The sequence below is a fragment of the Shewanella sp. SM74 genome (assembly GCF_025653725.1).
Taxonomy (GTDB): Bacteria; Pseudomonadota; Gammaproteobacteria; order Enterobacterales; family Shewanellaceae; genus Shewanella; species Shewanella oncorhynchi.
Map to the genome: position 1 here is coordinate 1 of NZ_JAKKRZ010000013.1, position 22,625 is coordinate 22,625.

At 45.9% G+C, this 22,625-nt stretch carries 23 protein-coding genes and 1 pseudogene; 18 read left to right on the plus strand and 6 right to left on the minus strand.

All coding sequences use genetic code 11. The features are described 5' to 3' along the window. A pseudogene (locus L5M49_RS14125) lies at nucleotides 1-232 on the plus strand (IS4 family transposase); the annotation flags it as partial. Between the two features lie 215 nt (nucleotides 233-447). On the opposite strand, the gene L5M49_RS14130 reads toward L5M49_RS14125, so the two are convergent. Then, entirely contained in the window at nucleotides 448-1,494 is a 1,047-nt protein-coding gene (locus L5M49_RS14130) for a hypothetical protein (RefSeq protein ID WP_263266311.1), read from the minus strand. 131 nt (nucleotides 1,495-1,625) lie between these two features. Continuing rightward, complete coding sequence (gene pyrC / locus L5M49_RS14135; RefSeq protein ID WP_263266312.1) at nucleotides 1,626-2,657, minus strand: dihydroorotase; 1,032 nt, start codon at nucleotides 2,655-2,657, stop codon at nucleotides 1,626-1,628. A 399-nt stretch (nucleotides 2,658-3,056) separates the two neighbouring features. On the opposite strand from pyrC, the gene L5M49_RS14140 reads away from it, so the two are divergent. From L5M49_RS14140 to L5M49_RS14185, 10 genes are all read left to right on the plus strand, one after another. Continuing rightward, nucleotides 3,057-4,319 carry an efflux RND transporter periplasmic adaptor subunit gene (locus L5M49_RS14140; RefSeq protein ID WP_131523180.1) on the plus strand — a complete coding sequence of 421 codons (1,263 nt, stop codon included), beginning with the start codon at nucleotides 3,057-3,059 and terminating at the stop codon, nucleotides 4,317-4,319. Between the two features lie 122 nt (nucleotides 4,320-4,441). Further along, nucleotides 4,442-4,705: a hypothetical protein gene (locus tag L5M49_RS14145; RefSeq protein ID WP_028761690.1), complete on the plus strand. Its 264-nt coding sequence runs from the start codon at nucleotides 4,442-4,444 to the stop codon at nucleotides 4,703-4,705. Nucleotides 4,706-4,804: 99 nt separating this feature from the next. Next, nucleotides 4,805-5,554: an ABC transporter ATP-binding protein gene (locus tag L5M49_RS14150; protein ID WP_028761691.1), complete on the plus strand. Its 750-nt coding sequence runs from the start codon at nucleotides 4,805-4,807 to the stop codon at nucleotides 5,552-5,554. Nucleotides 5,555-5,565: 11 nt separating this feature from the next. After that, nucleotides 5,566-6,876: an ABC transporter permease gene (locus tag L5M49_RS14155; RefSeq protein ID WP_198571797.1), complete on the plus strand. Its 1,311-nt coding sequence runs from the start codon at nucleotides 5,566-5,568 to the stop codon at nucleotides 6,874-6,876. Nucleotides 6,877-6,886: 10 nt separating this feature from the next. Next, nucleotides 6,887-8,086, plus strand: a complete 1,200-nt coding sequence (locus L5M49_RS14160) for an FtsX-like permease family protein (protein ID WP_263186663.1) — start codon at nucleotides 6,887-6,889, stop codon at nucleotides 8,084-8,086. A 123-nt stretch (nucleotides 8,087-8,209) separates the two neighbouring features. Beyond that, nucleotides 8,210-9,688: a sigma-54-dependent transcriptional regulator gene (locus L5M49_RS14165; protein WP_263139974.1), complete on the plus strand. Its 1,479-nt coding sequence runs from the start codon at nucleotides 8,210-8,212 to the stop codon at nucleotides 9,686-9,688. Between the two features lie 39 nt (nucleotides 9,689-9,727). Continuing rightward, on the plus strand, nucleotides 9,728-11,416 hold the full coding sequence (locus L5M49_RS14170) for a sensor histidine kinase (protein WP_263139976.1): 1,689 nt from the start codon (nucleotides 9,728-9,730) through the stop codon (nucleotides 11,414-11,416). A gap of 299 nt (nucleotides 11,417-11,715) precedes the next feature. Continuing rightward, entirely contained in the window at nucleotides 11,716-12,126 is a 411-nt protein-coding gene (locus L5M49_RS14175; RefSeq protein ID WP_131523186.1) for a curli production assembly/transport protein CsgE, read from the plus strand. A gap of 10 nt (nucleotides 12,127-12,136) precedes the next feature. Beyond that, nucleotides 12,137-12,532 (plus strand): curli assembly protein CsgF, encoded by a 396-nt coding sequence (locus L5M49_RS14180; RefSeq protein WP_106649655.1) that lies wholly within the window; start codon nucleotides 12,137-12,139, stop codon nucleotides 12,530-12,532. After that, complete coding sequence (locus tag L5M49_RS14185) at nucleotides 12,532-13,338, plus strand: CsgG/HfaB family protein (protein WP_105251644.1); 807 nt, start codon at nucleotides 12,532-12,534, stop codon at nucleotides 13,336-13,338. Before L5M49_RS14180 ends, L5M49_RS14185 begins: the two co-directional genes overlap by 1 nt. A gap of 147 nt (nucleotides 13,339-13,485) precedes the next feature. Here the strand turns inward: L5M49_RS14185 and L5M49_RS14190 are convergent, their stop codons facing one another. Together L5M49_RS14190 and L5M49_RS14195 are read right to left on the minus strand one after the other, a co-directional pair. Beyond that, complete coding sequence (locus L5M49_RS14190) at nucleotides 13,486-14,091, minus strand: TetR/AcrR family transcriptional regulator (RefSeq protein WP_181800896.1); 606 nt, start codon at nucleotides 14,089-14,091, stop codon at nucleotides 13,486-13,488. Between the two features lie 17 nt (nucleotides 14,092-14,108). Then, a complete protein-coding gene (locus L5M49_RS14195; protein ID WP_263266313.1) occupies nucleotides 14,109-15,533 on the minus strand; it encodes a coniferyl aldehyde dehydrogenase in 1,425 nt (474 codons plus the stop codon). A 226-nt stretch (nucleotides 15,534-15,759) separates the two neighbouring features. On the opposite strand from L5M49_RS14195, the gene L5M49_RS14200 reads away from it, so the two are divergent. The 3 genes from L5M49_RS14200 (at nucleotide 15,760) to L5M49_RS14210 (ending at nucleotide 17,292) form a co-directional block, all read left to right on the plus strand. Then, the gene (locus L5M49_RS14200) at nucleotides 15,760-16,143 is read left to right on the plus strand and encodes an STAS/SEC14 domain-containing protein (protein ID WP_028761699.1); all 384 of its coding nucleotides are present in this window, start codon (nucleotides 15,760-15,762) and stop codon (nucleotides 16,141-16,143) included. Between the two features lie 108 nt (nucleotides 16,144-16,251). After that, entirely contained in the window at nucleotides 16,252-16,683 is a 432-nt protein-coding gene (locus tag L5M49_RS14205; RefSeq protein WP_263139983.1) for a universal stress protein, read from the plus strand. A gap of 171 nt (nucleotides 16,684-16,854) precedes the next feature. Then, nucleotides 16,855-17,292 carry a universal stress protein gene (locus tag L5M49_RS14210; RefSeq protein WP_219251157.1) on the plus strand — a complete coding sequence of 146 codons (438 nt, stop codon included), beginning with the start codon at nucleotides 16,855-16,857 and terminating at the stop codon, nucleotides 17,290-17,292. Between the two features lie 15 nt (nucleotides 17,293-17,307). Here L5M49_RS14210 and L5M49_RS14215 read toward each other — a convergent pair whose 3' ends face one another. Both L5M49_RS14215 and L5M49_RS14220 read right to left on the minus strand, forming a co-directional pair. Further along, on the minus strand, nucleotides 17,308-18,165 hold the full coding sequence (locus L5M49_RS14215; protein WP_263139984.1) for a substrate-binding periplasmic protein: 858 nt from the start codon (nucleotides 18,163-18,165) through the stop codon (nucleotides 17,308-17,310). A gap of 151 nt (nucleotides 18,166-18,316) precedes the next feature. Beyond that, entirely contained in the window at nucleotides 18,317-18,868 is a 552-nt protein-coding gene (locus L5M49_RS14220) for a DUF924 family protein (protein ID WP_113941177.1), read from the minus strand. 207 nt (nucleotides 18,869-19,075) lie between these two features. On the opposite strand from L5M49_RS14220, the gene L5M49_RS14225 reads away from it, so the two are divergent. From L5M49_RS14225 to proB, 4 genes are all read left to right on the plus strand, one after another. Next, nucleotides 19,076-19,402 carry a winged helix-turn-helix domain-containing protein gene (locus L5M49_RS14225; RefSeq protein ID WP_219255339.1) on the plus strand — a complete coding sequence of 109 codons (327 nt, stop codon included), beginning with the start codon at nucleotides 19,076-19,078 and terminating at the stop codon, nucleotides 19,400-19,402. Between the two features lie 25 nt (nucleotides 19,403-19,427). After that, the gene (locus tag L5M49_RS14230; protein WP_263161677.1) at nucleotides 19,428-19,766 is read left to right on the plus strand and encodes a carbon starvation protein CstA; all 339 of its coding nucleotides are present in this window, start codon (nucleotides 19,428-19,430) and stop codon (nucleotides 19,764-19,766) included. A gap of 241 nt (nucleotides 19,767-20,007) precedes the next feature. Then, entirely contained in the window at nucleotides 20,008-21,297 is a 1,290-nt protein-coding gene (locus L5M49_RS14235; protein ID WP_131523194.1) for an NCS2 family permease, read from the plus strand. A 203-nt stretch (nucleotides 21,298-21,500) separates the two neighbouring features. Continuing rightward, nucleotides 21,501-22,619, plus strand: a complete 1,119-nt coding sequence (proB, locus tag L5M49_RS14240; protein WP_105251651.1) for a glutamate 5-kinase — start codon at nucleotides 21,501-21,503, stop codon at nucleotides 22,617-22,619. The last annotated feature ends 6 nt before the right edge of the window (nucleotides 22,620-22,625 follow it).

Consider the following 22,625-nt stretch of genomic DNA (forward strand, 5'->3'; position numbering starts at 1 on the left):
GATGGTTCAATGCCTGTTGTGGCTAGTTGGTTTACACGCACAGCAACAGGGCTGGGATAAGCATTTTCAGGCCAATACCATTGGGCATCGAACGGTACTCTCAACGATTCGCTTGGGATTGGAGGTACTCAGGCGGCCTGATTATCAAATCACGGAGAAAGAATTGCTGGCGGCCTGGGTATTATTCGCCAATCAGTTGCTCAAATATGGCTATGCTATGGCTGATTTATGAGGGGATCCTTCAGAGCTGAGCTTGCACTAAGGCTTCGGGTGTCGCTATTTTTGCGGTTAAATTGCTCAAAGATGATTCCTTACTGAAATGAATTAGCTCGAAATGGATTGCTGTGTCGGGAGGGAAAGAGTGCTTGTCGTCGCGCTACTATCATCGCACTACTATCATCGCCATGACAGCTTTCTTTCCCTCTAATATTTTCTCAGTTAAGTACACTATTCCAATATCTTAAGCTGTGTTTTTCCCCATTGGGTGGCATAGGGCATGGCTTCTTGCGGGCTGAGGATAAACTCATTTTCACAGCCATCGCCGCGGGGCGTTTCCCAGAATTTGATGCCCTTTGGCTCAATGGTGAGCTGGTAATATCCCGAGCCGTCTGATGTGGGGCATTCTGCGTCCGGTGCTTTGCCAGCAAACAATTTGTCCCTTAATGCAGGGGGTAAAGGATGACTCATACCCTCGAGCATACTTTGTGGTTGAGTATCGGCGAGAAACCACTGCCACGGGTGGAAAGGTTTGCCGTCGGTAAGGGAGAAACTCACAAATTCTTGGCTGATACCATTGGCGCCATAACCTGCCGCCCAGCGATATAGGCGCACACTGAGCCAATGCTGATTAATAAAAATCGGTTCGGCAAAGGTTTCGTCAGTTACAAAACTGCCCATTTGTGCCAGCATTCTGCGGCGAGTGTCAAAGGTTTGTGCTAGTTGGACTTCATCGGTGAGCTTATGTTCAAGCCATTGATTAATTGCCAATATACCCGTTTGTGGGCCTTTAAATTCGATACCTACATCTGTGCCAAAAGTCAGCGGGCGATACTCAATATTTTCGTAGCTTTGCCATTTACCTCGGCTGAGTTTTGGCGTGGTTTCTAGCGGTAGATTGTAAGCATCGGCACCACAATCCTCGACCTTATCTGGGCTGATTTCTCGCTCAAGTTGCACTGGTAAAGATTTACTCGCGGTATCTTTAAACCAATGGCCGCTCAGTTTTTGTGGCGTGACACTATCAAACTGCCAATTTCCTGTATTGCCTTCTTCTTTCCACAGTTCATCTTGTTGCTCGAGTCTTATCGGCGTTAAGTAGCGTTGATAGTAATAACTGCCTGTTCCATATTGATTAAAACAAATTCTGACCTTGCTTTTACCTAACTGTCCCTGCCAGATCCCTGTGAGTTCATTGGCCGCAAAGGTCGGCAAAGAGATCGTGGCGGTCAGCAACAGGCTTGAAGATAAAACGGAGAATAACATCCTTGTGGGCATACTGATTTTCTCTTAAAAGGTGATAAGTAAGGGCCGTATTCTAAGCGCAGGATACTGACCGATTGTGGATTAAAAATCAAAATCTGATAAAAAAGTCGCCCGTAGGCGACTTGATGTTAAAGACTTAAGGCTTACTCAACTTGCCAATCAATGGCTTCTCCAGCACGAATTGGCACTACGTTAGTATCGCCAAGCGGGTAAGTTGTAGGGACATCCCATGACTTTTTGACCAGCTTGATGGTATCGGTATTGCGTGGCAGATGGTAAAAGTCTGGGCCGTTAAAGCTTGTGAACGCTTCGAGTTTATCCAGCGCATTGACCGACTCAAATGCTTCGGCGTACAGCTCAATGGCGGCATGAGCCGTGTAGGAACCCGCGCAGCCACAGGCGGCTTCTTTCTTATCCTTGGCGTGTGGCGCTGAATCTGTACCTAGGAAAAACTTCTTGCTGCCGCTTGCCGCTGCACCTAACAACGCCTGCTGGTGGGTGTTGCGTTTTAAAATCGGCAGGCAGTAAAAATGCGGACGAATACCGCCAGCCAGCATGTGGTTACGGTTATACAGCAAATGGTGGGCCGTGATAGTCGCGGCCACATTGTCTGAGGCTTGAGTGACAAAATCGACTGCATCTTTGGTGGTGATATGCTCAAGCACGATTTTAAGCGCTGGGAAATCGGCGACAATTTTACTGAGGATATTTTCAATAAAGACACGCTCGCGGTCGAAAATATCAATAGCTGAATCTGTGACTTCACCGTGGACTAAAAACAGCATACCGACTTCTTGCATGGTTTGGAGTACGGGATAGATGTTTTTAACATCGGTTACGCCGGAATCAGAGTTAGTCGTCGCGCCCGCTGGGTAGAGTTTAGCGGCAACAATTTTACCCGAAGCTTTAGCCTTGCGGATTTCATCTGGGCTGGTTTTGTCGGTTAAATACAACACCATCAAAGGTTCGAATTGTGAGCCCGCGGGCACTTGCGCTTTAATGCGATCGTAATAGGCCAGTGCGGTTTCAGTATCGATAGCGGGGGGCACTAAGTTTGGCATCACGATGGCGCGGCCCATATAGCGGCTGATGTCGCGCACTGTATCTTTAAGCTGGGCGCCGTCTCTTAAATGAATATGCCAGTCGTCTGGGCGAGTGATTGTTATTGTAGTCATAGGGTTTGGTCTTTTGATCGTTTTTGCTGCGAGGGTGGCGGGATCTTATGTGGCAAGGATTTTACTGTAAAGGGAAACTCGGCTGTTTCGGCCAATAAATCTGTTAGGACATGTAATTGAAGCGCTTAGCCGCATGGCCCGTACTATGTCACTGTTTTTAGCATCGGACACTTTTGATTAATCTGCTGCGGACACTTTTGATTAATCTGCTGCGGACACTTTTAAATAAAAGCCCCAGTGTCCGCGGACACTTTTATCTGCGATTTTTTATTAAAGTTATGAAAATAAATGATTTTACTTGTTTGGCATAGGCTTTGCTAACTCTAGGGTAGAGATTTCCAATAGTGTCCGTTGATACGTTCCGGCACTGATGATTCCAACAGGGAAGCGAGTAAAGCCATGATTAAAGATACTAGCGGCCAAGATACAGTACTTGTGCCATCGACCTCTAAACGTCTTAAGTTACCGCTGATCATTGGCGGTTGCGCCTTATTAGTCAGCGCCTTAGTGTGGGCAAGTTTAGGCTCTGATAGTGTTAGCAAATCCTTAAGCCGCAGCGACATCACTACTGCAAAACTCTTCGTTGGAACGTTAACCCGCGATGTGGCGACCACAGGTAAAATCGTGGCGGCCAATGCGCCTATTTTGTATAGCACAGAGGAAGGCACTGTGACCCTGCTCAGCAATCCTGGCGATACTGTTAATAAGGGCGATGTGGTCGCCAAACTCGATAGTCCAAGACTCACTAATCAGCTAGAGCAAGCCAAGTCCCTATTAGCGGGCATGGAGAGTGCATTAGAGCGCGCTAAGTTGGATGCAAGACGCGATCAATTACAAGCTTATCAAACCTTAGATATCGCAACGGTCGATCTTGAAGCGGCGGATAGGGAAAGTCGACGCGGAGAGGAGCTGATTCAAAGTCAGCTTATTGGCCAGATTGATTATGAAAAGGGCAAAGATGATTTACACAAAGCCAAGCTGAAGTTTAAGCATGCAGAGCAAGAAGTGGCGTTAACGAAAGATACGTTAACCTTTGAAATTAAAAATAAAGCCCTAGAAGTTGAGCGTCAAACTCTCGCGGTGCGTGAATTAGAACGTCAAGTCGATGCCTTGAATATTGTTGCACCTGTTAACGGCATTATCGGTAACTGGATTACCGAGCAGAAAACCCGTCTTAGCGCTAACCAACCGATTTTAACCGTCGTGGATTTAAGCGCCTATGAGGCTGAGTTAGCCGTGCCTGAGTCCTATGCGGACGATCTGGGTTTAGGCATGGAAGTCGAGTTGAGTTTTGGCAGTATTAAGTTAATGGGCAAGTTATCGTCAATTTCCCCTGAAGTGCGTAACCGTGAAGTGACCGCTAGGGTGCAATTTGACCAAAGCGACAGCCTAACACTGCGCCAGAATCAACGCATCTCGGCCCGAGTGTTATTAGAGCACAGACCCAATGTTCTTATGGTAAAACGCGGCGCCTTTATGACCAGCGGTGGAGGTAATGTGGCTTATCAAATCGAGGGCGATTTAGCCAGTCGTCGTGAGGTTAAGCTCGGCAGTACTAGCCTGAGCCAAGTCGAAGTGCTTGATGGTGGCAAAGCCGGAGATGAGTGGGTTATTTCAAGTGTCGACCCCTTTAATCACGCCGAACAGGTCAGAATTCATTGATGACCGATATTCGTAAATTATTAAACAACCAATCTGATGAATTTAACAGCGCAGTGGCTAACGGTAGGGACTCGCTGTAGTAACAAGAAACTCGGTGGCATAGGCAAGAATAGGAGCCGGATATGCGTGATAAACAATTTGATATCAGCGTGTTGATGTCATCCAAAATGTTTGGAGTACTAGCCTTATTATTACTGGTGGTTGCGGTGGAACTAAGTATCGGTGAGGCCAATAGCTGGTTTTTCCTCGGACTCAATTTGTTGGAATGGAGCAATCCTTTGGATGAGTTTCGCCAAGTGGGTGAGGTTTCCACCGAAACTGCCAACCTTATGCTGGGCGCTTTTATGTGGTTTTTAGAGTGTGTCGTTGAGCCATTCTTTGGCTGATAAAGCTGTGCTGATTACGGTCGTACATGAGTCGATGCCTAAGGTGTAGACGCAGAGTCTAGGCGCAAAAATAGATTTGATTATTTAAAGGAAATTAACATGTTATCAATGAAGAATGTGAGCAAGGTTTTTAAAACGGATTTAGTAGAAACCCACGCCCTGCGCGATTTTAACCTCGAGGTGAACGAAGGCGAATTTGTCGCAGTCACAGGTCCTTCTGGCTCGGGTAAAACCACCTTTTTAAATATTGCAGGTTTACTCGAAGGTTTTACCCATGGCGACTATTTTCTCGATGGGATTAACGTGTCTAACTTGAGCGATAACAAGAGCGCCACTATCCGAAATGAGAAAATTGGCTTTATTTTCCAAGGTTTTAACTTAATTCCCGATCTTAACTTAGCTGAGAATATTGAAGTGCCGCTGCGCTATCGTGGTTTTAATGCCAAGGAGCGTCAACGTCGTGTACAAGAGGCATTAGAGCAAGTGGGCTTAGCTTCACGGCTCAAACATTTACCGACGCAGTTGTCGGGTGGACAACAACAAAGGGTGGCGATTGCTCGTGCTTTGGCGGGGGAGCCACGCTTCCTACTCGCCGACGAACCTACGGGAAACCTCGACAGCTTAATGGCACGTCAAGTGATGGAATTACTCGAAAATATCAATCAAGCGGGCACGACCATTATCATGGTGACGCACGATCCTGAACTCGCTCGCCGCGCCCAACGCAACATTCAAATTGTCGATGGTCAAGTGTGTGATTTTACTATGTATCATCAAGGTCATCGACATGTCAGTGATATCACTGCTGCGACTGATATCGACAAACTTGTCGCCAACGCCGACCGTTAAGGATATGCATTATGTTCTTTTATTATGTTGATTTAGCTTGGCGCAGCATTAAGAAAACCCCAGTGCTGTCGCTGTTGATGGTGTTGGCGATTTCGATTGGTATTGGCATCACAATCACCACGTTAAACGTGTACAAAATGATGTCATTTAATCCTGCGGGTGAACGCTCTGATGAGTTAAATGCGGTACAGCTTTGGAGCCAAGGTCCTGATTCTTGGGATGAGTTAAACTCGTTAGTGACTTACCAAGACGCGATGAATCTGCGCAACAATACCTTACCTAAACGCCAAGCTGCGATGTTTCGCACTGGGATGGCAGTGCAAACGGAGGATGCCAATTTTGCGCCTATTTTAGAAAGCATTCGGGTGACGGACAGTGACTTTTTCAAGCTGTTTGACGTGCCATTTTTGTACGGTAATGCGTGGGATAAATCCGTCGACACTGAGCCTGCTTATCAAGTGGTGATTAACGATAAACTCAATCAAAAGTTATTTGCGGGTCAAAACAGTGTTGGCAAAGTTATCTATCTTAATCGTAAACCTTATCAAGTGGTTGGTGTGATTGATGCTTGGGATCCTAAGCCTAAATATTATGATCCCACTAACGGTGCCTTTAACGACACGGAACAAATTTTTGTGCCGTTTTCGCTGACGCCTATCGAAGAGTTTGATATATGGGGTAACACGTCAGGTTGGAAGTTTGAGACGATGAATAGTTACAGTGATCGCCTTAACTCTGAAAAAGTGTGGCTGCTGTATTGGGTTGAGTTACCAAATAAAGACGCAGTAGCCAGTTACCGTTCTTGGCTCAGCAATTATGTGGCGGAGCAAAAAGCCCTAGGCCGTTTTACGGATAATAAATCTGCCGCTGACTCAGTCAAAGTATCCGATGTGGCAACTTGGCTTGAATACAATCATGTGGTGCCCGAAGACAATAAAATCTTGGTTGGCTTGAGTGCGCTGTTTTTAAGTGTTTGTTTAGTCAATATATTAGGTTTAATGCTGACAAAGTTCCTCAAGCGAGCTCCCGAGGTGGGAGTGCGCCGCGCTATTGGTGCTAGCCGTGGTCAAATCTTCGCTCAATATATGGTTGAAGTGGGCATGATTGGCTTATTCGGTGGTTTGCTTGGACTCGCTTGGGCCTACGCTTCGCTTTATGGGTTATCGGCCCAGTTTGAGGTCGCGAAGGGCTTAACCCATTTATCGGCGAGTATGTGGATTATCACCCCAAGTATTGCGGTAGGCACAGCCTTGTTGGCTGGCTTGTATCCCGCATGGGTTGTGTGTCGCACTAAACCTAGTGTTTATCTAAAAAGCCAGTAAGGGACTTATTATGTTGCATATTAAACCTATTCTCAGCAGTTTATTTCGCAGTAAAAGTGGCCCAATCTTACTGCTTATTCAGATTATCTTGTCTGTGGCGATTGTGGCGAATGCGAGCTTTATTATTCAAGAGCGTTTAGTCCTGATGCAGCGTGATTCGGGGATTAAAGAGTCAGAAGTATTGACCTTTAGCTTGTTTAACTTTGATCCATTGATTGATAAAACCGCGCAAAACAAAATTGATCAGCAAATTTTGCGGGGGCTACCCAATGTGATTGATGCGACCTCAACCAATATGTTGCCGTTAAGCGGTGGCGGCTGGTCGAGCACGTTAAATCTGGGCCCCGACCCAGATAGCGCTAAATCGACACCGCAATTTGCCATGTATTTAGGGACAGATCACACCATTGAGACCTTAGGCATTAAGCTGATTGAGGGGCGTAACTTTTACCCCCATGAACTTAAGGATAACCTCGATAGCCCTAGCCGATTAGCGATCATCTCCAGTGTGTTAGCCAAAGCCATTTGGCCTGATGAATCCGCACTTGGTAAAGTGTTGTACGAGGGCAAGGATGCACAGATCACTGTGATTGGCGTAGTCGAAAAACTGCAAGGCGCGTGGATTGACAGTTCTAGCCTTGAAAATAGTGTGATTCAAAATGTGGATTATGGCAGCAGTTCTTACATGGTACGGGCCAAACCTGAGTTTCACGCCGAGCTTAAAGACACGATAAAAAAAGCGCTGCTGGCGGAGAATCCAAACCGAGTGCTCGATGGCTTTAAGTCAATCGAGGCCTTAAAAGATAGTTCATACCGAGATCATAAATTGATGATTACTGTGTTAACTATGATGGTGGTGTTGTTATTGCTTATCACCTCGCTCGGTTTAACGGGCATGGTGATGTTTAATATCCAGCGCCGCACTAAGCAGATAGGTACCCGCCGCGCATTGGGTGCTAAAAAGCGCGATATTATCAGTTACTTCCTCGTGGAGAACTATTTGATTTGCTTAGCGGGAGGCGTGCTGGGCGGCTTGTTAGCGATACAGTTAGGCCAACAGTTAATGAAAATCTATAGCTTGCCTATGTTGGACTTAAGCTACCCACTAATTACTGTGGCAGGTTTATTTATTGTCACCACATTAGCGGTTTACTTACCAGCGCGTAAGGCGGCAAATATTTCGCCAGCAACCGCAACCCGCAGCGTATAGCGGAATATTTGATGTCACTCAAGGTACGATAAAAGCTCGACAAAAGTGCGATAACAATAGGATGTTATTGCACTTTTTGTTACTTTACGGTTAACAGTTTTACTTAGGACAACACTCACACTTATGGATACTATCCTTATCGTCGATGACAATCATGCCATCTGCCAAGCCCTAGGTTTGATGCTAGAACTCAATGATTATCGGGTGCTGATTTGCCATAGCCCAGAGGACGCCCTTGGGTTATTGGCGACTCAAGATGTGGATTTAGTGATCCAAGATATGAACTTTACCCGAGATACCACCTCGGGTGAGGAAGGTCGGCAGCTGTTTTACGCCCTGCGCGAACGCCAAGGGGATTTGCCGATTATTTTGATGACGGCGTGGACGCAACTCGAAACCGCAGTTGAATTAGTCAAAGCGGGCGCCGCCGATTATATGGGCAAACCTTGGGATGACGCTAAGCTACTCAATAGCATCACTAATCTGATTGCGCTTTATAAACTCTCCCGTGCTAACCACCGCTTGGAGCGGGTGAATCATCAACGCCAAGTGGCGATCGCCGATGCGGATCTCTGCGGTATTGTCTTTGGTAGCGGTGCTATGCAGCGTTGCATTGATTTAGCCTTGCAACTGGCGCGCTCCGATGTGTCGGTCTTGATCACTGGCCCCAATGGCGCTGGTAAAGACAAGCTTGCCGATATTCTCCATGCCAATTCTCCCTTAAAAAACAAACCTTTCATTAAGGTCAATGTCGGTGCTTTGCCGATGGATTTATTAGAGGCCGAGCTGTTTGGTGCCGAGGCGGGCGCTTTTACGGGCGCAACTAAAGCACGTATTGGCCGTTTCGAAGCGGCCGACGGCGGCACGCTGTTTTTAGATGAAATTGGCAATTTACCTTTGTCTGGTCAAGTGAAATTATTGCGGGTGCTACAAACCGGCGAATTTGAACGCTTAGGAAGCCATAAAACCCAGAAAGTAAAAGTGCGGGTGATCAGTGCGACCAATGCGGATCTGGCCCAAGATATCGCCGAAGGGCGATTCCGTGAGGATTTGTTTTACCGCTTAAACGTGATTGAACTGGCATTGCCACCGCTGAATCAACGCACCGATGACATTTTACCTTTAGTGCAGCATTTTATTGGCAGCGATTTTAGCTTGAGTAAACCTGCTTTGCAGGCGTTATTACAGCACCGCTGGCCGGGAAATGTGCGCGAGCTTGAAAACGCCTGTAAGCGGGCCGTATTGTTGGCGCAAAGCCATGTGCTGGCTGAGGCTGACTTTGGTTTGGCACCTGTTGCGAGTGTCATCAAATCTGCTTCCAGTGTTTCGGCTGTATCTGAGTCGCGGCTATCTGGCTTGAGACACTCTGATCCTCTGCCTGTTTATTCGCCCGCTTCCATCCCCGTAAATACCGCATTTTATCATGAGTCTGTTCGTGCCCAAGTGTCAGATGCCAATGAGGCGATAGACGTGAGCCGAGAAGATATCGAAGCGGCGCTAAAACAGCATCATGGCGTAATTGCTCGGGTGGCAAAAGCGCTTGGACTCAGTCGCCAAGCGCTGTATCGGCGGATGGACAAGTTTGGTTTAGATAAGTCATAGGCTAAATGCAGATGCTAGGCTATCGATTAAGGAATCTGAGTGTTAATTCGAACTAAACTTATCATTTTTTCAATGGCTTGCTGCGCCTTTGGCGTCTTGCTGAGTTTTGCTTTGGTGAAGTATATCTCACCCTATGCTTCGTCTGTTGCCACGTCTAACACGATTGAAATCCCTGATGTGAATGTGCAACTGGATTTTGCGGAGCTTGAGAAAACGGTCGCCTCCATCGAACTCGCCCTTAACAATAGTGAGCAATTGCAGGAGGCTGCGGCGATGCAAGCGCACCAGAGGGCCGAGCAGATTAAAGCCGAGCTGCAAAAGCTTGAACAACTTAAACAAGAGCAGTTACAAATAAAACTCTTCAAGTTAGAACAACTTAAAGAAGGGCTGTTTAATTCTATTCCTCATGTGGTTGAGCCTTTACGTATAGAACCGCTATCCATTTTACCGCCCAAAGCACCTGTATCTCCTGCGATATCCGCTGATATAGCTAAGGGAGATCGTGTATCGAGTTTGACCTTAGGTGAAGGTTTGATCGTGTTGCTTCTCGCTTGTGCTGTCTGTGGTTTAGGTATTGCTTGGTTGACTCGACATCTCGGCCGCAGTTTAGATTCCCTTGAAGTCGGCTTGCTAAATTTTAGTGATAATGACTTTAGTGTGAGTATTCCTGAACATGGCGAAGGTCAGCTCAAAACCTTAGCGCAGTTATTTAACCATTCGGCGGCAAAATTGCGCCAAGAAAGGCAGTACATTTACCAGCGGGAGTTATTACTGGATAAGGTGATTCAAAGTTCTCCCAATGTGATGTTGTTACTGGACGATCATCAGCGGCTCATTTACGCCAATGATGCGGCGCGTCACCTATTCCATAAAAAGGGCAGAATGGAAGGCTTGAGCCTAGATGAATTGCTGGTGGATTTGCCCGAAGTATTGGCCTTGGCGCTTAAACATGAAAAGAACGGACTCTTCGCCATGGGTGAAGATGATGTGGAAACTTGGTATTTAAGTCGCGGCCAATTTTTATTGAATAACCAACAGCATAACTTAATTTTGCTCAAGCAGATGACCCGCGAGCTCAATCGTCAAGAGGTGGCAGTATGGAAAAAAGTCATCCGCATTATTAGCCATGAACTCAATAACTCAGTGGCGCCCATAGCCTCTATGGTGAACTCGGGCCGACTGCTCACCAAAGATATTGATAATCCCAAGCTAACCTTAATTTTCGATACGATCGAGAATCGTACCAGTCATCTAAGCCAGTTTATCTTCAACTATGCCCGTTTTGCTAAGTTGCCGCTCCCGCAACGGCGTCAGGTAAATTGGGGGCAATTTACTGCCCAGTTAACTCAGCATTATCCCTTTAAACTCATTCATGAGTTACCTGAGGTTGATGGTTTTTTCGATCAAGGACAGATGGAGCAAGTGCTCCTCAATTTACTTAAAAACGCCCATGAATCTGGCTCAAACCCCGAGGATGTCACTCTATCGATTCGGTATCAAACCTTAGTGGATGGTGCAGGTTTTAGTATTGTGATTGAGGATCGCGGCGCAGGTATGTCTGGTGAAGTATTAGAGCAGGCGCTACTGCCGTTTTACTCAACAAAACAATCGGGTACAGGCTTAGGTTTACCTTTGTGCCGTGAAATTATTGAAGCCCACGATGGCAGTATTAGCATGCATAATCGCAGTGACGGTGGCCTGTTGGTTCGACTATGGTTACCACAATAATGCTCGCGTTTTGAATAAACACCGTAATGCGACTCTTAAGTCGCATTTTTTATTGCTTATCTTATCCGCTTGTTTAAAGCATAACTCCTATCCTCAACTGCCTCTTGGCGTATTAGCCAAATGGGCTATTTTTGCCTTTTTACCTTAGCTCTTCGGGCTAATTTGCCCCCCAGCGTAATGACGGGAGATCTTTAACCCTGTTAACCTGTTTTATCGAAAATTTGCGTTAAAACTCACCTTGTTCTAACAGAGGTTAGCGCGGTTTTTAAGGTTCGATTAAAAAGGTTAAGGAGGGATAAGTGAAACAGTTAAAACAGCGTCTGCTTACTTACGTTTTATGTCCATTCCTGCTGCTGGCTTCCCCTATCACTATTGCCGATAACGACATTGAAATTAGTGGCTTAGTAATAGATAGAACCTTGACTCGGTTTGGTAAGGACTTTGGCTTTTACTACTCAAGCTATTGGCGCGAACTGCCCTTTACTCAAGGCTTTAACGTCACTCTATATGAGACAGTGTTTCCACAAGCTGGAACCGTTTTAACCTTAGAGGTAAACGGGACTCGGATTTACACCACCCATTTTGGTCGTCGTGCAAATCCGATTAAAGAGAGCGCAGAGCAGGCGATTTTGCTTACGATTGATTATTTAGCGCAAGTCAGAGCCAATGCAATAACAGGTGATTTTTCAGGAACATCGGACGACTTTTAGGATAATAATAATGACATACAGGACGTTACTTGCTCTTGTCACGCTATGTGTGGCAAGCAGTGGCCAAGCCACTGAATTGATTTATACGCCAGTGAATCCCAGCTTTGGCGGCAATCCACAAAATGGGGCTTTCTTATTAAATAAAGCTCAAGCCCAGAATGACAATAAATCTACCTCGACCGAGAAGGACTTTGTCACCCGTTTTAAAGAATCCCTAGAGCGTAATATCATTAACTCAATCACCCGCGGTGTTGCTGATGGTGAAATTACCGATGGTGTTTACGATACAGGTGATTTTCGGATTGAAGTGGCTTCTACGGGAAATGGCGTGATGCTAACTATTACTAATACTGAAACCGGTGAAGTCACTGTGATTGAAATGCCGACATTCGGAGGAGTCAACTAATGGCCCGTCTAGTGTTAGTGAGTTTATTACTGCTAAGTGTGTCGGCCTGTAGCCTGATCTCCAAACCCGATTTAAATATCACGGCTGCCGAGGTTAACCCCTTGAGTGAGGTGATGCGTGGGTTGCAAACTCAACCAGGACCTAAGTTTCCTATCCCTGTGGCCGTGTATTCCTTTCGCGATCAAACTGGCCAATATAAGCCGCAGGCTAACGTGAGTTCATTTTCGACCGCGGTTACTCAGGGTGCAACATCGATGTTGATGCAGACTTTGCTCGACTCTAAATGGTTTACACCCGTTGAGCGTGAAGGGCTACAAAATTTGCTTACCGAGCGTAAGATCAGCAATAAACAGAGCGGTACTAAGGGCGATGAAGTGCCCGTATTATCCACCGCCAGATTGTTACTCGAAGGTGGAGTGATTAGTTATGAGACCAACACTAGCACAGGCGGTAGCGGGGTCGAATACTATGGTATTGGCGCCTCTGAAATGTACCGTGAAGATCTGGTGACCATTTATCTACGAGCCGTGGATGTACACACAGGTAAAGTTATGATGTCGGTCTCAACCAGCAAACGAGTCTTGTCCCAAGAAATGCGTGCGGGTTTGTTCCGTTACACGAGTTTAAATCGATTAGCCGAGGCTGAAGTCGGTTTTACTACCAATGAGCCAGTGCAGTTTTGCGTATTACAAGCCATTGAATTGGCGGTCGCTGAGCTGATTGATAAGGGTATCAAACAAGGTTACTGGAGCCCAACTCAAGTGGCGCAGCCAGCAGAAAAAGCCCAGGAGTTGAGTCAGGGCTAGGTGTCTGAAAGCCGGTATTAGATGCTAGAGCAAAGCAGGCTTCTGCTTTAGCACTTAGTCGCGATAGCGTAAAAGAAAACCGAGCCAGTTAAGCTGACTCGGTTTTTTATTGCAGTTATTGCAGCAGTCAGTTGATATTAGGCTATTTTAGTCCGCTTGCATGGCCTTCCAAAACAGTTCAAAACTGGCATCGCGGTATGTTTTATCTGTCCCCAAGTGCGGGTTATCGATAAAGAATCGGGTTGCTGCTAGATATTGGCCGTGGCAGTTTTCTAGCATCAATTCCACTGGATAATGGGCGATTAGCCCCATCATTTGTCCCTGCTTAATGAGTTCGCTAATAAAGCCTAAGATGCTATTCATCGCTTGATCGCGCACCTTAGCGGCAATCATGGGCGACATTGAATATTGCTGAAAAAACAGTTGTTTGACAGGGTTATCCAGCGACCAATCTATCGCACTTTGCCATAGTTGTAGGGCATTGTGTTTAAGATCGCTGCCCTTATGGGTGTTTAACAGTAAGGCATCGGCAAATTCTTGTTTTATGGTAAGAAACAAAGATTCCATCAAGGCTTCCTTAGAAGGGAAGTGATGGAACAAGGTGCCCGTTGCTACACCTGCTTGTTTCGCAATCGAGGCGGTAGACGTGCCATGAAATCCTTGGCTGACAAAGAGCGCTAAAGCAGTATCGAGAATAGCTTGGCGTTTATCTGTCATGGTTTTAATGGGTTGTGTTGTTGATGGTTTATTCAAGATTTATCCCCCAATGACTAGCGCAAAAATAGCTTCATTAAGATGCGCTGGATAAAAGTGCCGTAGGGCGGGTGAACAAATTTGCCTGTGTTGAATCGGCCACGGCTGAGTACCGTTTTAGCGTGGCTGAAGGTCAAAAAGCCTTCCTTGCCATGGTAATGCCCCATGCCCGACGGGCCTATTCCGCCAAAGGGCGCATCGTCGGCGGCGACATGAAATACGGTTTCATTGATACAAACACCGCCAGAATGGGTCTGCTGGAGGATCTTTTGCTGAGTTGGCTCATCGAAACTCATCACATAAAGCGCTAAGGGTCTGGCTCTGTGGTTGATGTACTGAATCGCTTCATCTAAGGAGTCGTAGCTAATAATCGGTAACAATGGACCAAAGATTTCCTCTTGCATCAATAGCATGTCTTCACTGGTGTGAGTTATCAACTGAGTTGCGAGTTTACGATGTTGGCTATCTATGGCTTCGTCCGTCGCCGAAATAACACGGGCACCTTTTGCTTTAGCGTCTTCGAGCACTGTCATCAAGCGGTCAAACTGACGTGTATTAATGATGCTGCCATAGTCCTTATTGTGATTAATTGCACCGTACATGGATTTAAACTTAGCTTGGTAGGCGGCGATAAAGTCATCCACCTTGGCTTTAGGGCAAAGCACATAATCAGGGGCGACGCAGATTTGTCCGGCATTCAAACACTTACCGTAAATCATTCGTTCTACTGCTATCTCAAGCGGCATATCGGGGGCGATAATCACAGGCGATTTACCACCCAATTCGAGTGTTACAGGGGTGAGGTTATTCGCTGCGGCGCGCATCACATGGCGGCCGACTGTGGTCGAGCCTGTAAAGAGTAAATGATCGAAGGGCAGGGCAGAAAATTGGGCAGCAATGTCCGCCTCACCTTCAACAACCGCCACGTGGGATTCATCGAAGACTTGTGCCAATAACTGTTTGATTACTTGGTTGGTCGCTGGGGTAAATTCTGACATTTTGAGCATGGCATGATTACCCGCGGCAATAGCAGTCACTAGCGGGCCAATTGACAGCATGACGGGGAAATTCCACGGCACGATAATACCGATCACCCCCAAAGGTTGATAATGCACTGTGACTTTGGCGGGTGCGAGTAAGATGCCCGCATGGCGAGCGCTGGGTTTGAGCCATTTTTTGAGATTTTTCAAGCTGTAATTGATGTTGTTGATGACAGGCATAATGTCTGAGATCAGGCTGTCATCAATCGATCTATGGCCGTAGTCTTGGCTTAAGGCTTCGACTAAGGGTGTTTGAAATTGCAGTATGGCCGCCTTCAGTCGAGTTAATTGCTCCACTCGCGTAGCGTAATTAGGATTCGGCGCCGCTAAATAACTGCTGCGTTGGCGTTGGAGCAACTGAGTCAGTGGCGAAGTATTAAGGTGTTCGGTGGCCATATTCATAGTGGTTGCTCCAAGGGAAATGGTAGGCTGAGTCTTATTCAGTACTTTATTTAAGTAATCGTCTCGATTGAGTCTTTTATTAAATCAGCACCGACTGATTAGTCGGTTTATCCTAGCTTGCTTAGTGAGATGGTGCAAGGTATCTGGTGTATTTTTGAGCAAGATCACGGCTTGTTGTGGCGTTAGCTTTTACACTAAATCAAGGGTTGTTACATAAGGAGTATGTATGGCATTGTTAAAGCACGGAATTTCGATTGGTATTGAGCGTTATGGTGATGATGATTTTTTCGTTACCTTTAAAGCTATCGGTACCTTAACTCATCAAGACTACGAAATGATGGTGCCTGTGTTGGAGTCTGCATTAGCTGGGGTGAAAGATCCTGATATCTTTGCCTTGGTAGATGTCACCGAGTTGGAAGGCTTGGAACTACAGGCCGCTTGGGACGATCTCAAACTTGGGGTGAAGCATATTCGTCATTTCGAGAAAATAGCTATCGTCGGTAAGACGACTTTGCAGGAAGTGTTGGCTAAATTGGCAAACTGGTTTACGCCTGCTGAGGTAAGGTTTTTTGTTGATAATGGCGATGCTGTTGCTTGGCTAAGAGACTAAGGTTGTGAGATGAAGTTTGTGGTCTGCCAATGCGCTAAATCGGGCGTTATAGCAGCACAGTAAAGATTCACCCAGCAATCCATTCGCGCCATAGAAGGAGTACAAATTATGCGTACAGGTCAAATACTCTGGCCCACAGATTTTTCGGAAACTGCGGCCCATGCACTGAGTTATGCCATTGAAATGGCTAATCTATACCATGTAGGGCTAAAAATCTTACATGTGGTTGAACAGCCGATCGGTGATGAAAACTTTATGATTCTATCTATTACCCCTGAAGAGCTTGCTAAAAGCATGGAGGAAGCGGCGGCAACTAAAATGCGAGCACTATTGGATGGATTGAATACTGAGCTTCCTATCACTACCTTGATCCGCCGTGGCGATCCTGTCTATCAAATTTTAGAAGAGGCCAACAGTAAAGACATTGGCATGGTAGTAATTGCTAGCCATGGCCGAACTGGGATTTCGCATTTTTTACACACCAATGTCTCAGAAGCGGTGGCGAATGGTGCAACTTGTCCTGTGCTTGTGGTTAAGTAACTGGCTTTGACTCTATAAATCCAAAGGGCGCTTATAGCGTCCTTTCTTTTTGATTGATAAAGAATAATTAATTGAAATGGGTACGCAAGAAGCATAGCAAACTGCTATAAAATAGTGGTATTTTGGCCTTAATAATTAGCTTAATTAAAAACTCAAATGATGGATAAGCTTATGCGTACTCAAGAAGTGTTATGCCCTACGGATTTTTCATCCACTGCGGCCCATGCGTTAAAATATGCGGTTGAAATGGCAAATGTTTATCACGTCGATATTCGGTTGTTGCATGTGACTAGCCCTGCCCGTGGCGCCCATTGTTATGGTATTGCGGTCGATATTCCCGCTACATTGGAAAATGAACTCAAAGCTTTCGTTGATGCAAAAATGCAAAGTTTGCAGCAGGAAATGCAGCAGAACCTTACCGAAGGGCTCAATATTAAGTTAGTCGTGCGCCATGGTGATGCTATTGATGAGATTTTAGCGGAAGCCGTTGATGTAGGCATGGTGGTTATCGCTAGTCATGGGAGCAGCGGTTTAGCTGACTTTTTAAAACCCCACGTTACACAGGATATTGTTAAGTACGCTAAGTGCCCTGTGTTGGTGGTGAAATAACACTATGGGATAAGTTTAGTAGGAATCATTTTTGATCATTTTAGGTTCTGTTAACTTAGTCGACGCCTCGGCTTCATTGTCAAATGACATCAGGCGTCGATACTTTTCCTGCAGAGCCACTAAGCTACCATCTTGGGTAATTTGTTTGAGTCCCGCATTAAAATCATCCCGAATTTGTTCACTGAGAAACGCGAACTTGTATTCTGTAGGTGGGAATATTTGGTGGCAAATCGCCTGTTGTTTTAAGTCTTTCTCAGTGAGTTTGCCCTCAAGATAGGCCTGCTTTAAGTAGTATTTGAAAATATTTTTATCCATCACAACGACATCGGCTCTGCGCTTCATCAGCATATAAACCTGCTGCACTTGCCTCGCTTGTTCTTGGTAGCCGCTATTGGTCTTAACCATGTTGGCAAACTCTTCCCCCAGTAACGATGATGCACGTTGAAAGGCGACGACTTGTTTGTTGTTTAAGTCTTCTATGCTATTGATGTTAAATTGATTACTCTCGAGGCTAATGGCGCAGTTTTGGTAGGTTATCGCAACGTTGGAATAAAAAACGTTGTTAATCATTCCTTCTTTGATGTTGATGATGCCATCGAGTTTACCCTCCCTGAGTTCATGGAAAGTGCGCGCCAGTGGTAAGTAGTGGATAGAAGCAGTATGGCCTTTAACGGCGAGGGCTTGGTTAAGTAATTCGAGTTCGATCCCGCTATTGGTTGCTTGGATGACATAGGGCGGGATAGACAGGCTGACGCCTATCTTAATTTCAGCCGCTTGGCCGAGCTGAGCGCCGCATAGGATGAGTAACCCCATCAATTTATAGCGGTTACGACGAGCCACTGAGCTATTTGGCTTATTTAGTTTATGCGCCATAAGTTACCAACACCTCCGCGGTATACACTTGCAACTGTGTTTGATACTCGCCAAGTCATTCCATGACTTTCTTGAGTAAGTGTAGTGTGTCTGTGAACTCAGCACGGCTTTATTTATCAAATACACATTAACGCTTTAACCTATTACAGGCTCAAAAGGATGAGCCCGGTTCAGTCAGAAAAGCAATTTCTTCCGCCGTAGACTCCCTGCCTAAGATAATATTTCTATGTGGATAGCGGCCAAACCTGTCGATAATCGCTTTATGGCGCAGTTCAAACGCGAGGTTTGTTATCGCAGCTTCGCGATTAAACAGTTTTACTGCTACTTGGTGAATGGCTGCCGATTCGCTGTGCATATAGGGCATAAATAGAAAAGGGACTTGTTTGGATTTTAGTGCTGTGTCGACCCGTTGGGCAACGGCCTCTTGGGCGAGCACTAGGGCTATCGCATCGGCTTCGAATGCGGCAGGCGTATTGCGGTAAATATTACGGGAGAATTGATCGAGCACTATGATCTCAGCTAATCGACCTTGAGGCGTGATTCGCCAATGTGAAAGCTCTCCCCGTTTAGCTTGAAGTAGTACACCTTCGAAGCGCTGTTTGATCTGGGTATCAAATTCAACATCTTTAATCCACCAAAGCTTTGGGTCAATGTCTTCAAACCAAAATGTCAGTATTTGGTCTGCTGTGATTGTCTGGCTCATTTTAGCCTTTCTTCATAGGTGTTGAGTGATATTAGAAATAACAGTTGTTGGGGGAGGATGACAAGTCGTTTTGTTTGATTTAAGTGCAGATTTGTTATCTGATGATCTTGTCGCGAACCGTAAGTATTTAGTATTGGCTATTGCCTTATTGACTGAATATAAAGTAGTTTTGATGATAATTACTTTTGTTTCCAGACAGGTCATCCTATGTCACTTTCAATGCCAGCATCCGAACAGGTTTCAAAGCAAAATAAGGCGTTTCTGCGTAAGTTATATTTGGCGCATTTAATGGATGATGACCGCCATAATCTATTATCACTCAATAAGTTAACCGGAATGCCTCGCCGAACTTTACAGGACGCTATCGCAGCTTTTGAGGATATAGGTATTCGAGTCGAGTTTGTGCAGGAAGGCAGCCGTAACAATTCAGGTTATTACCGCATAGTCACCTGGGGGCCGATCAGCAGCGCTTGGGTCGATACCCATCTAAGCGAAATCGCTGAGCTGATAGGATTTTACGATAAGTCAATTTAAACGCTGTTTGTTACCAAGGATGAATTTGAGAACTCTTCAACTGTTAGGTTTTATTCTTGCCATTGCAGGCGTCATTTTAGGATATATAACGCTAGCATCTATTGACTGTCAAACATCTGAAGCTTCTGCTGGGGCTGCGGGTTTAGGCATGATTTTTATGGTATTACCAACCTTTGGCTGTTCTGCGTTAATGTTGGTACCTTCTTCTTTAACATTATGCAAATCAGAAGTAAGGCTACGTACATATTTTAAAGGGAGTTTTTGGTTGAGTCTGTGGAAATTGAATTTAGTTATTTCTGCTGTATATATCCTTGTTACTCTTTATGTGGGCTGTTTATGGCTACAAATCAGCATTGGTCGCTAACGAGTTAATCATCTTGTTCATAATATGTTCATTTTTTATGCTTAACCTTCAACGCGAGTCTCACCCGAGGATATTGCATTCGTTTGCATAGATATTTGAGCATTTTCTCTTCATTACTCCTTTGCCAATTTTCTGGCCTGACCAGCCTAAACTCCCTATAATCGGCTGCAAATGTCATCACGTTACATAGTGTTCACATCTAAATACCCTACATACTTAAAATAAAAAGGAACCTTGTTCCATGTTAGAAAAACTGTTCAAACTGAAACAAAATCAAACGAGCCTCAAGCAGGAAGCGGTCGCAGGTTTGACAACATTTATGACGATGGCCTACATCATTTTTGTGAACCCAATGATGTTAGCCGATGCAGGCATGGACCATGGTGCTGTATTTGTGGCGACCTGTTTGGCGGCGGCTGTCGGCTGTTTGGTTATGGGGTTGATGGCGAATTATCCCATTGCGCTTGCTCCAGGTATGGGACTTAATGCCTTTTTTACCTACACAGTCGTGGGTGAAATGGGTTACAGCTGGGAGACTGCGTTAGGCGCGGTATTCCTGTCGGGAATTTGCTTTTTAATCTTGTCCTTAGTGCGTATTCGAGAATGGATTGTAAATAGTATTCCCATGTCGTTACGTATCGGTATTGCTGCAGGTATTGGTTTGTTTCTTGCCCTGATTGGCCTTAAGAGCGCCGGTATTGTGGTGGCAAGTCCTGCTACGCTAGTGACGCTGGGCGATATCACGGCATTTCCGGCGGTTATGGCTGTGCTGGGCTTTTTCCTCATTATTGCTATGGTGCAGCGGGGAATGAAGTCGGCGGTGATTGCCAGCATTCTGATTATCACTGGCCTAGGACTAGTGTTTGGTGATGTGCAGTATCAGGGCATTGTATCAATGCCACCTTCAATCGCACCTACATTTATGAAGATGGATTTATCCCAAGTATTTGAAGTAACTATGTTATCAGTCGTTTTTGCCTTCTTATTTGTGGATCTCTTCGATACCTCTGGCACCTTAGTGGCGGTTGCACAGCGCGGTGGTTTTCTCGATGATAAAGGCCGTTTACCACGCCTGAATCGTGCCTTAACCGCTGACAGTTTAGCAACGATTGCGGGGGCGGCTTTTGGCACTTCCACCACGACAAGTTATATCGAAAGTACTGCGGGTGTGAGCGCAGGTGGCCGTACTGGTTTAACGGCCGTTGTGGTGGGATTACTCTTCATTGCTGCGTTATTTTTATCGCCATTGGCGGGGATGATCCCGGCTTATGCGACTGCGGGCACACTGTTTTATGTAGCGATTTTGATGATGTCGGGACTGGTGCATGTCGAATGGGAAGATTTGACTGAAGCCGCGCCTGTGGTGGTTGTGTGTATATTAATGCCGCTAACGTTTTCTATCGCGACGGGCATTGCCTTTGGGATCATCTCATATGCAGCAATCAAATTACTCACAGGTCGCTTTAGCGATCTTAATGTGGGCATTTTAGTATTAGCCGCATTGTTTGTAGCTAAGTTTGTCTATGGTTGATGCTGTCGATTAATTCACCTGTACAGTAAAAACTCGCAGCGTAGATTGTTTACATTTTTTTGAGGGCCATCTAATCGATGGCCCTTTTTAATGCGCGATTCTAAGCAAAAACGAAAATTTATCTCGAGTTAATAACTCCTTGCTACCAATTACTCAGCGGATTAGGTATAAGGATTGTTCGGTTATTTTGTTACAAATGAATAATGAACTTAAGTGAGATTGCGTATCGCCGCGTGGTAGTGAAGTTAGGGACGAGTGTGCTTACCTCTGGCAGTAAACAGCTAGATAAAGCCCACATGGTTGAGCTTGCTCGTCAAATGGCCGCACTGATGAAGTCAGGGGTCGAAGTCGTATTATGCACCTCAGGGGCAATTGCCGCTGGGCGTGAACATCTCCAATACCCGACGCTGCCCGACACTATGGCCAATAAGCAATTGTTAGCCGCTGTCGGGCAAAGTCAGTTGATCCTCGCTTGGGCACAACTCTTTAGTATTTATGGGCTGCACGTGGGCCAATTGCTGCTGACCCGTGCCGACTTGCAGGATAGGGAGCGTTACCTTAACGCCCGCGACACGCTTAATGCCTTGTTGGCGAATAATATTGTGCCGATCATCAATGAAAACGATGCCGTTGCCACCAATGAGATCAAAGTGGGCGATAACGACAATTTATCGGCGCGCGCAGCACTCTTATGCGATGCTGACTTATTGATTTTATTGACGGATCAAAAGGGCTTATTCGATGCTGATCCGCGCACTAACCCGAACGCTAAGTTGATTTCACAGGTGGTGAAGATTGACGATAGTCTGCGTATGTTGGCGGGCGGTTCTGTATCGGGTTTAGGCACGGGTGGTATGTCGACTAAATTGGAAGCGGCGGATATTGCTCGCCGTGCTGGCATCGAAGTGGTTATCGCCTCTGGCCATCACCCTGATGTGATCAAAAAAGTGGTCGCCAAAGAGTCAGTCGGTACTCACTTTAGTGCCATCGAAAACCCGCTCGAAAGCCGCAAACAGTGGATTCTAGCGGGACCTGCGACTCAAGGTTCTTTAGTGCTTGATGCGGGCGCGGTCAAAGCCGTGACTGACAAGGGCCGCAGTCTATTGTCTAAAGGTATCGTAGGCGTTAAAGGTCAGTTTGAACGTGGTGCGACGCTACAATTAGTTGATCAACAAGGTAAAGTGATTGCTAAAGGGATGACACGATACTGTGGCCAAGCCCTGAGTTTGATTGCAGGTAAGCATTCCGACGAGATCGAGTCTGTACTCGGTTACGATTATGGTGACGCAATAGTGCACCGCAACGACATGGTTGTCTTATAAGCGAGG

Bases quoted from the DNA above. Each gene is read 5' to 3' on its own strand.
- L5M49_RS14130 (WP_263266311.1), bottom strand. From the start codon at position 1,494: ATGCCCACAAGGATGTTATTCTCCGTTTTATCTTCAAGCCTGTTGCTG.
- pyrC (WP_263266312.1), bottom strand. From the start codon at position 2,657: ATGACTACAATAACAATCACTCGCCCAGACGACTGGCATATTCATTTA.
- L5M49_RS14140 (WP_131523180.1), top strand. From the start codon at position 3,057: ATGATTAAAGATACTAGCGGCCAAGATACAGTACTTGTGCCATCGACC.
- L5M49_RS14145 (WP_028761690.1), top strand. From the start codon at position 4,442: ATGCGTGATAAACAATTTGATATCAGCGTGTTGATGTCATCCAAAATG.
- L5M49_RS14150 (WP_028761691.1), top strand. From the start codon at position 4,805: ATGTTATCAATGAAGAATGTGAGCAAGGTTTTTAAAACGGATTTAGTA.
- L5M49_RS14155 (WP_198571797.1), top strand. From the start codon at position 5,566: ATGTTCTTTTATTATGTTGATTTAGCTTGGCGCAGCATTAAGAAAACC.
- L5M49_RS14160 (WP_263186663.1), top strand. From the start codon at position 6,887: ATGTTGCATATTAAACCTATTCTCAGCAGTTTATTTCGCAGTAAAAGT.
- L5M49_RS14165 (WP_263139974.1), top strand. From the start codon at position 8,210: ATGGATACTATCCTTATCGTCGATGACAATCATGCCATCTGCCAAGCC.
- L5M49_RS14180 (WP_106649655.1), top strand. From the start codon at position 12,137: ATGACATACAGGACGTTACTTGCTCTTGTCACGCTATGTGTGGCAAGC.
- L5M49_RS14185 (WP_105251644.1), top strand. From the start codon at position 12,532: ATGGCCCGTCTAGTGTTAGTGAGTTTATTACTGCTAAGTGTGTCGGCC.
- L5M49_RS14195 (WP_263266313.1), bottom strand. From the start codon at position 15,533: ATGAATATGGCCACCGAACACCTTAATACTTCGCCACTGACTCAGTTG.
- L5M49_RS14200 (WP_028761699.1), top strand. From the start codon at position 15,760: ATGGCATTGTTAAAGCACGGAATTTCGATTGGTATTGAGCGTTATGGT.
- L5M49_RS14205 (WP_263139983.1), top strand. From the start codon at position 16,252: ATGCGTACAGGTCAAATACTCTGGCCCACAGATTTTTCGGAAACTGCG.
- L5M49_RS14210 (WP_219251157.1), top strand. From the start codon at position 16,855: ATGCGTACTCAAGAAGTGTTATGCCCTACGGATTTTTCATCCACTGCG.
- L5M49_RS14215 (WP_263139984.1), bottom strand. From the start codon at position 18,165: ATGGCGCATAAACTAAATAAGCCAAATAGCTCAGTGGCTCGTCGTAAC.
- L5M49_RS14220 (WP_113941177.1), bottom strand. From the start codon at position 18,868: ATGAGCCAGACAATCACAGCAGACCAAATACTGACATTTTGGTTTGAA.
- L5M49_RS14225 (WP_219255339.1), top strand. From the start codon at position 19,076: ATGTCACTTTCAATGCCAGCATCCGAACAGGTTTCAAAGCAAAATAAG.
- L5M49_RS14235 (WP_131523194.1), top strand. From the start codon at position 20,008: ATGTTAGAAAAACTGTTCAAACTGAAACAAAATCAAACGAGCCTCAAG.
- proB (WP_105251651.1), top strand. From the start codon at position 21,501: ATGAACTTAAGTGAGATTGCGTATCGCCGCGTGGTAGTGAAGTTAGGG.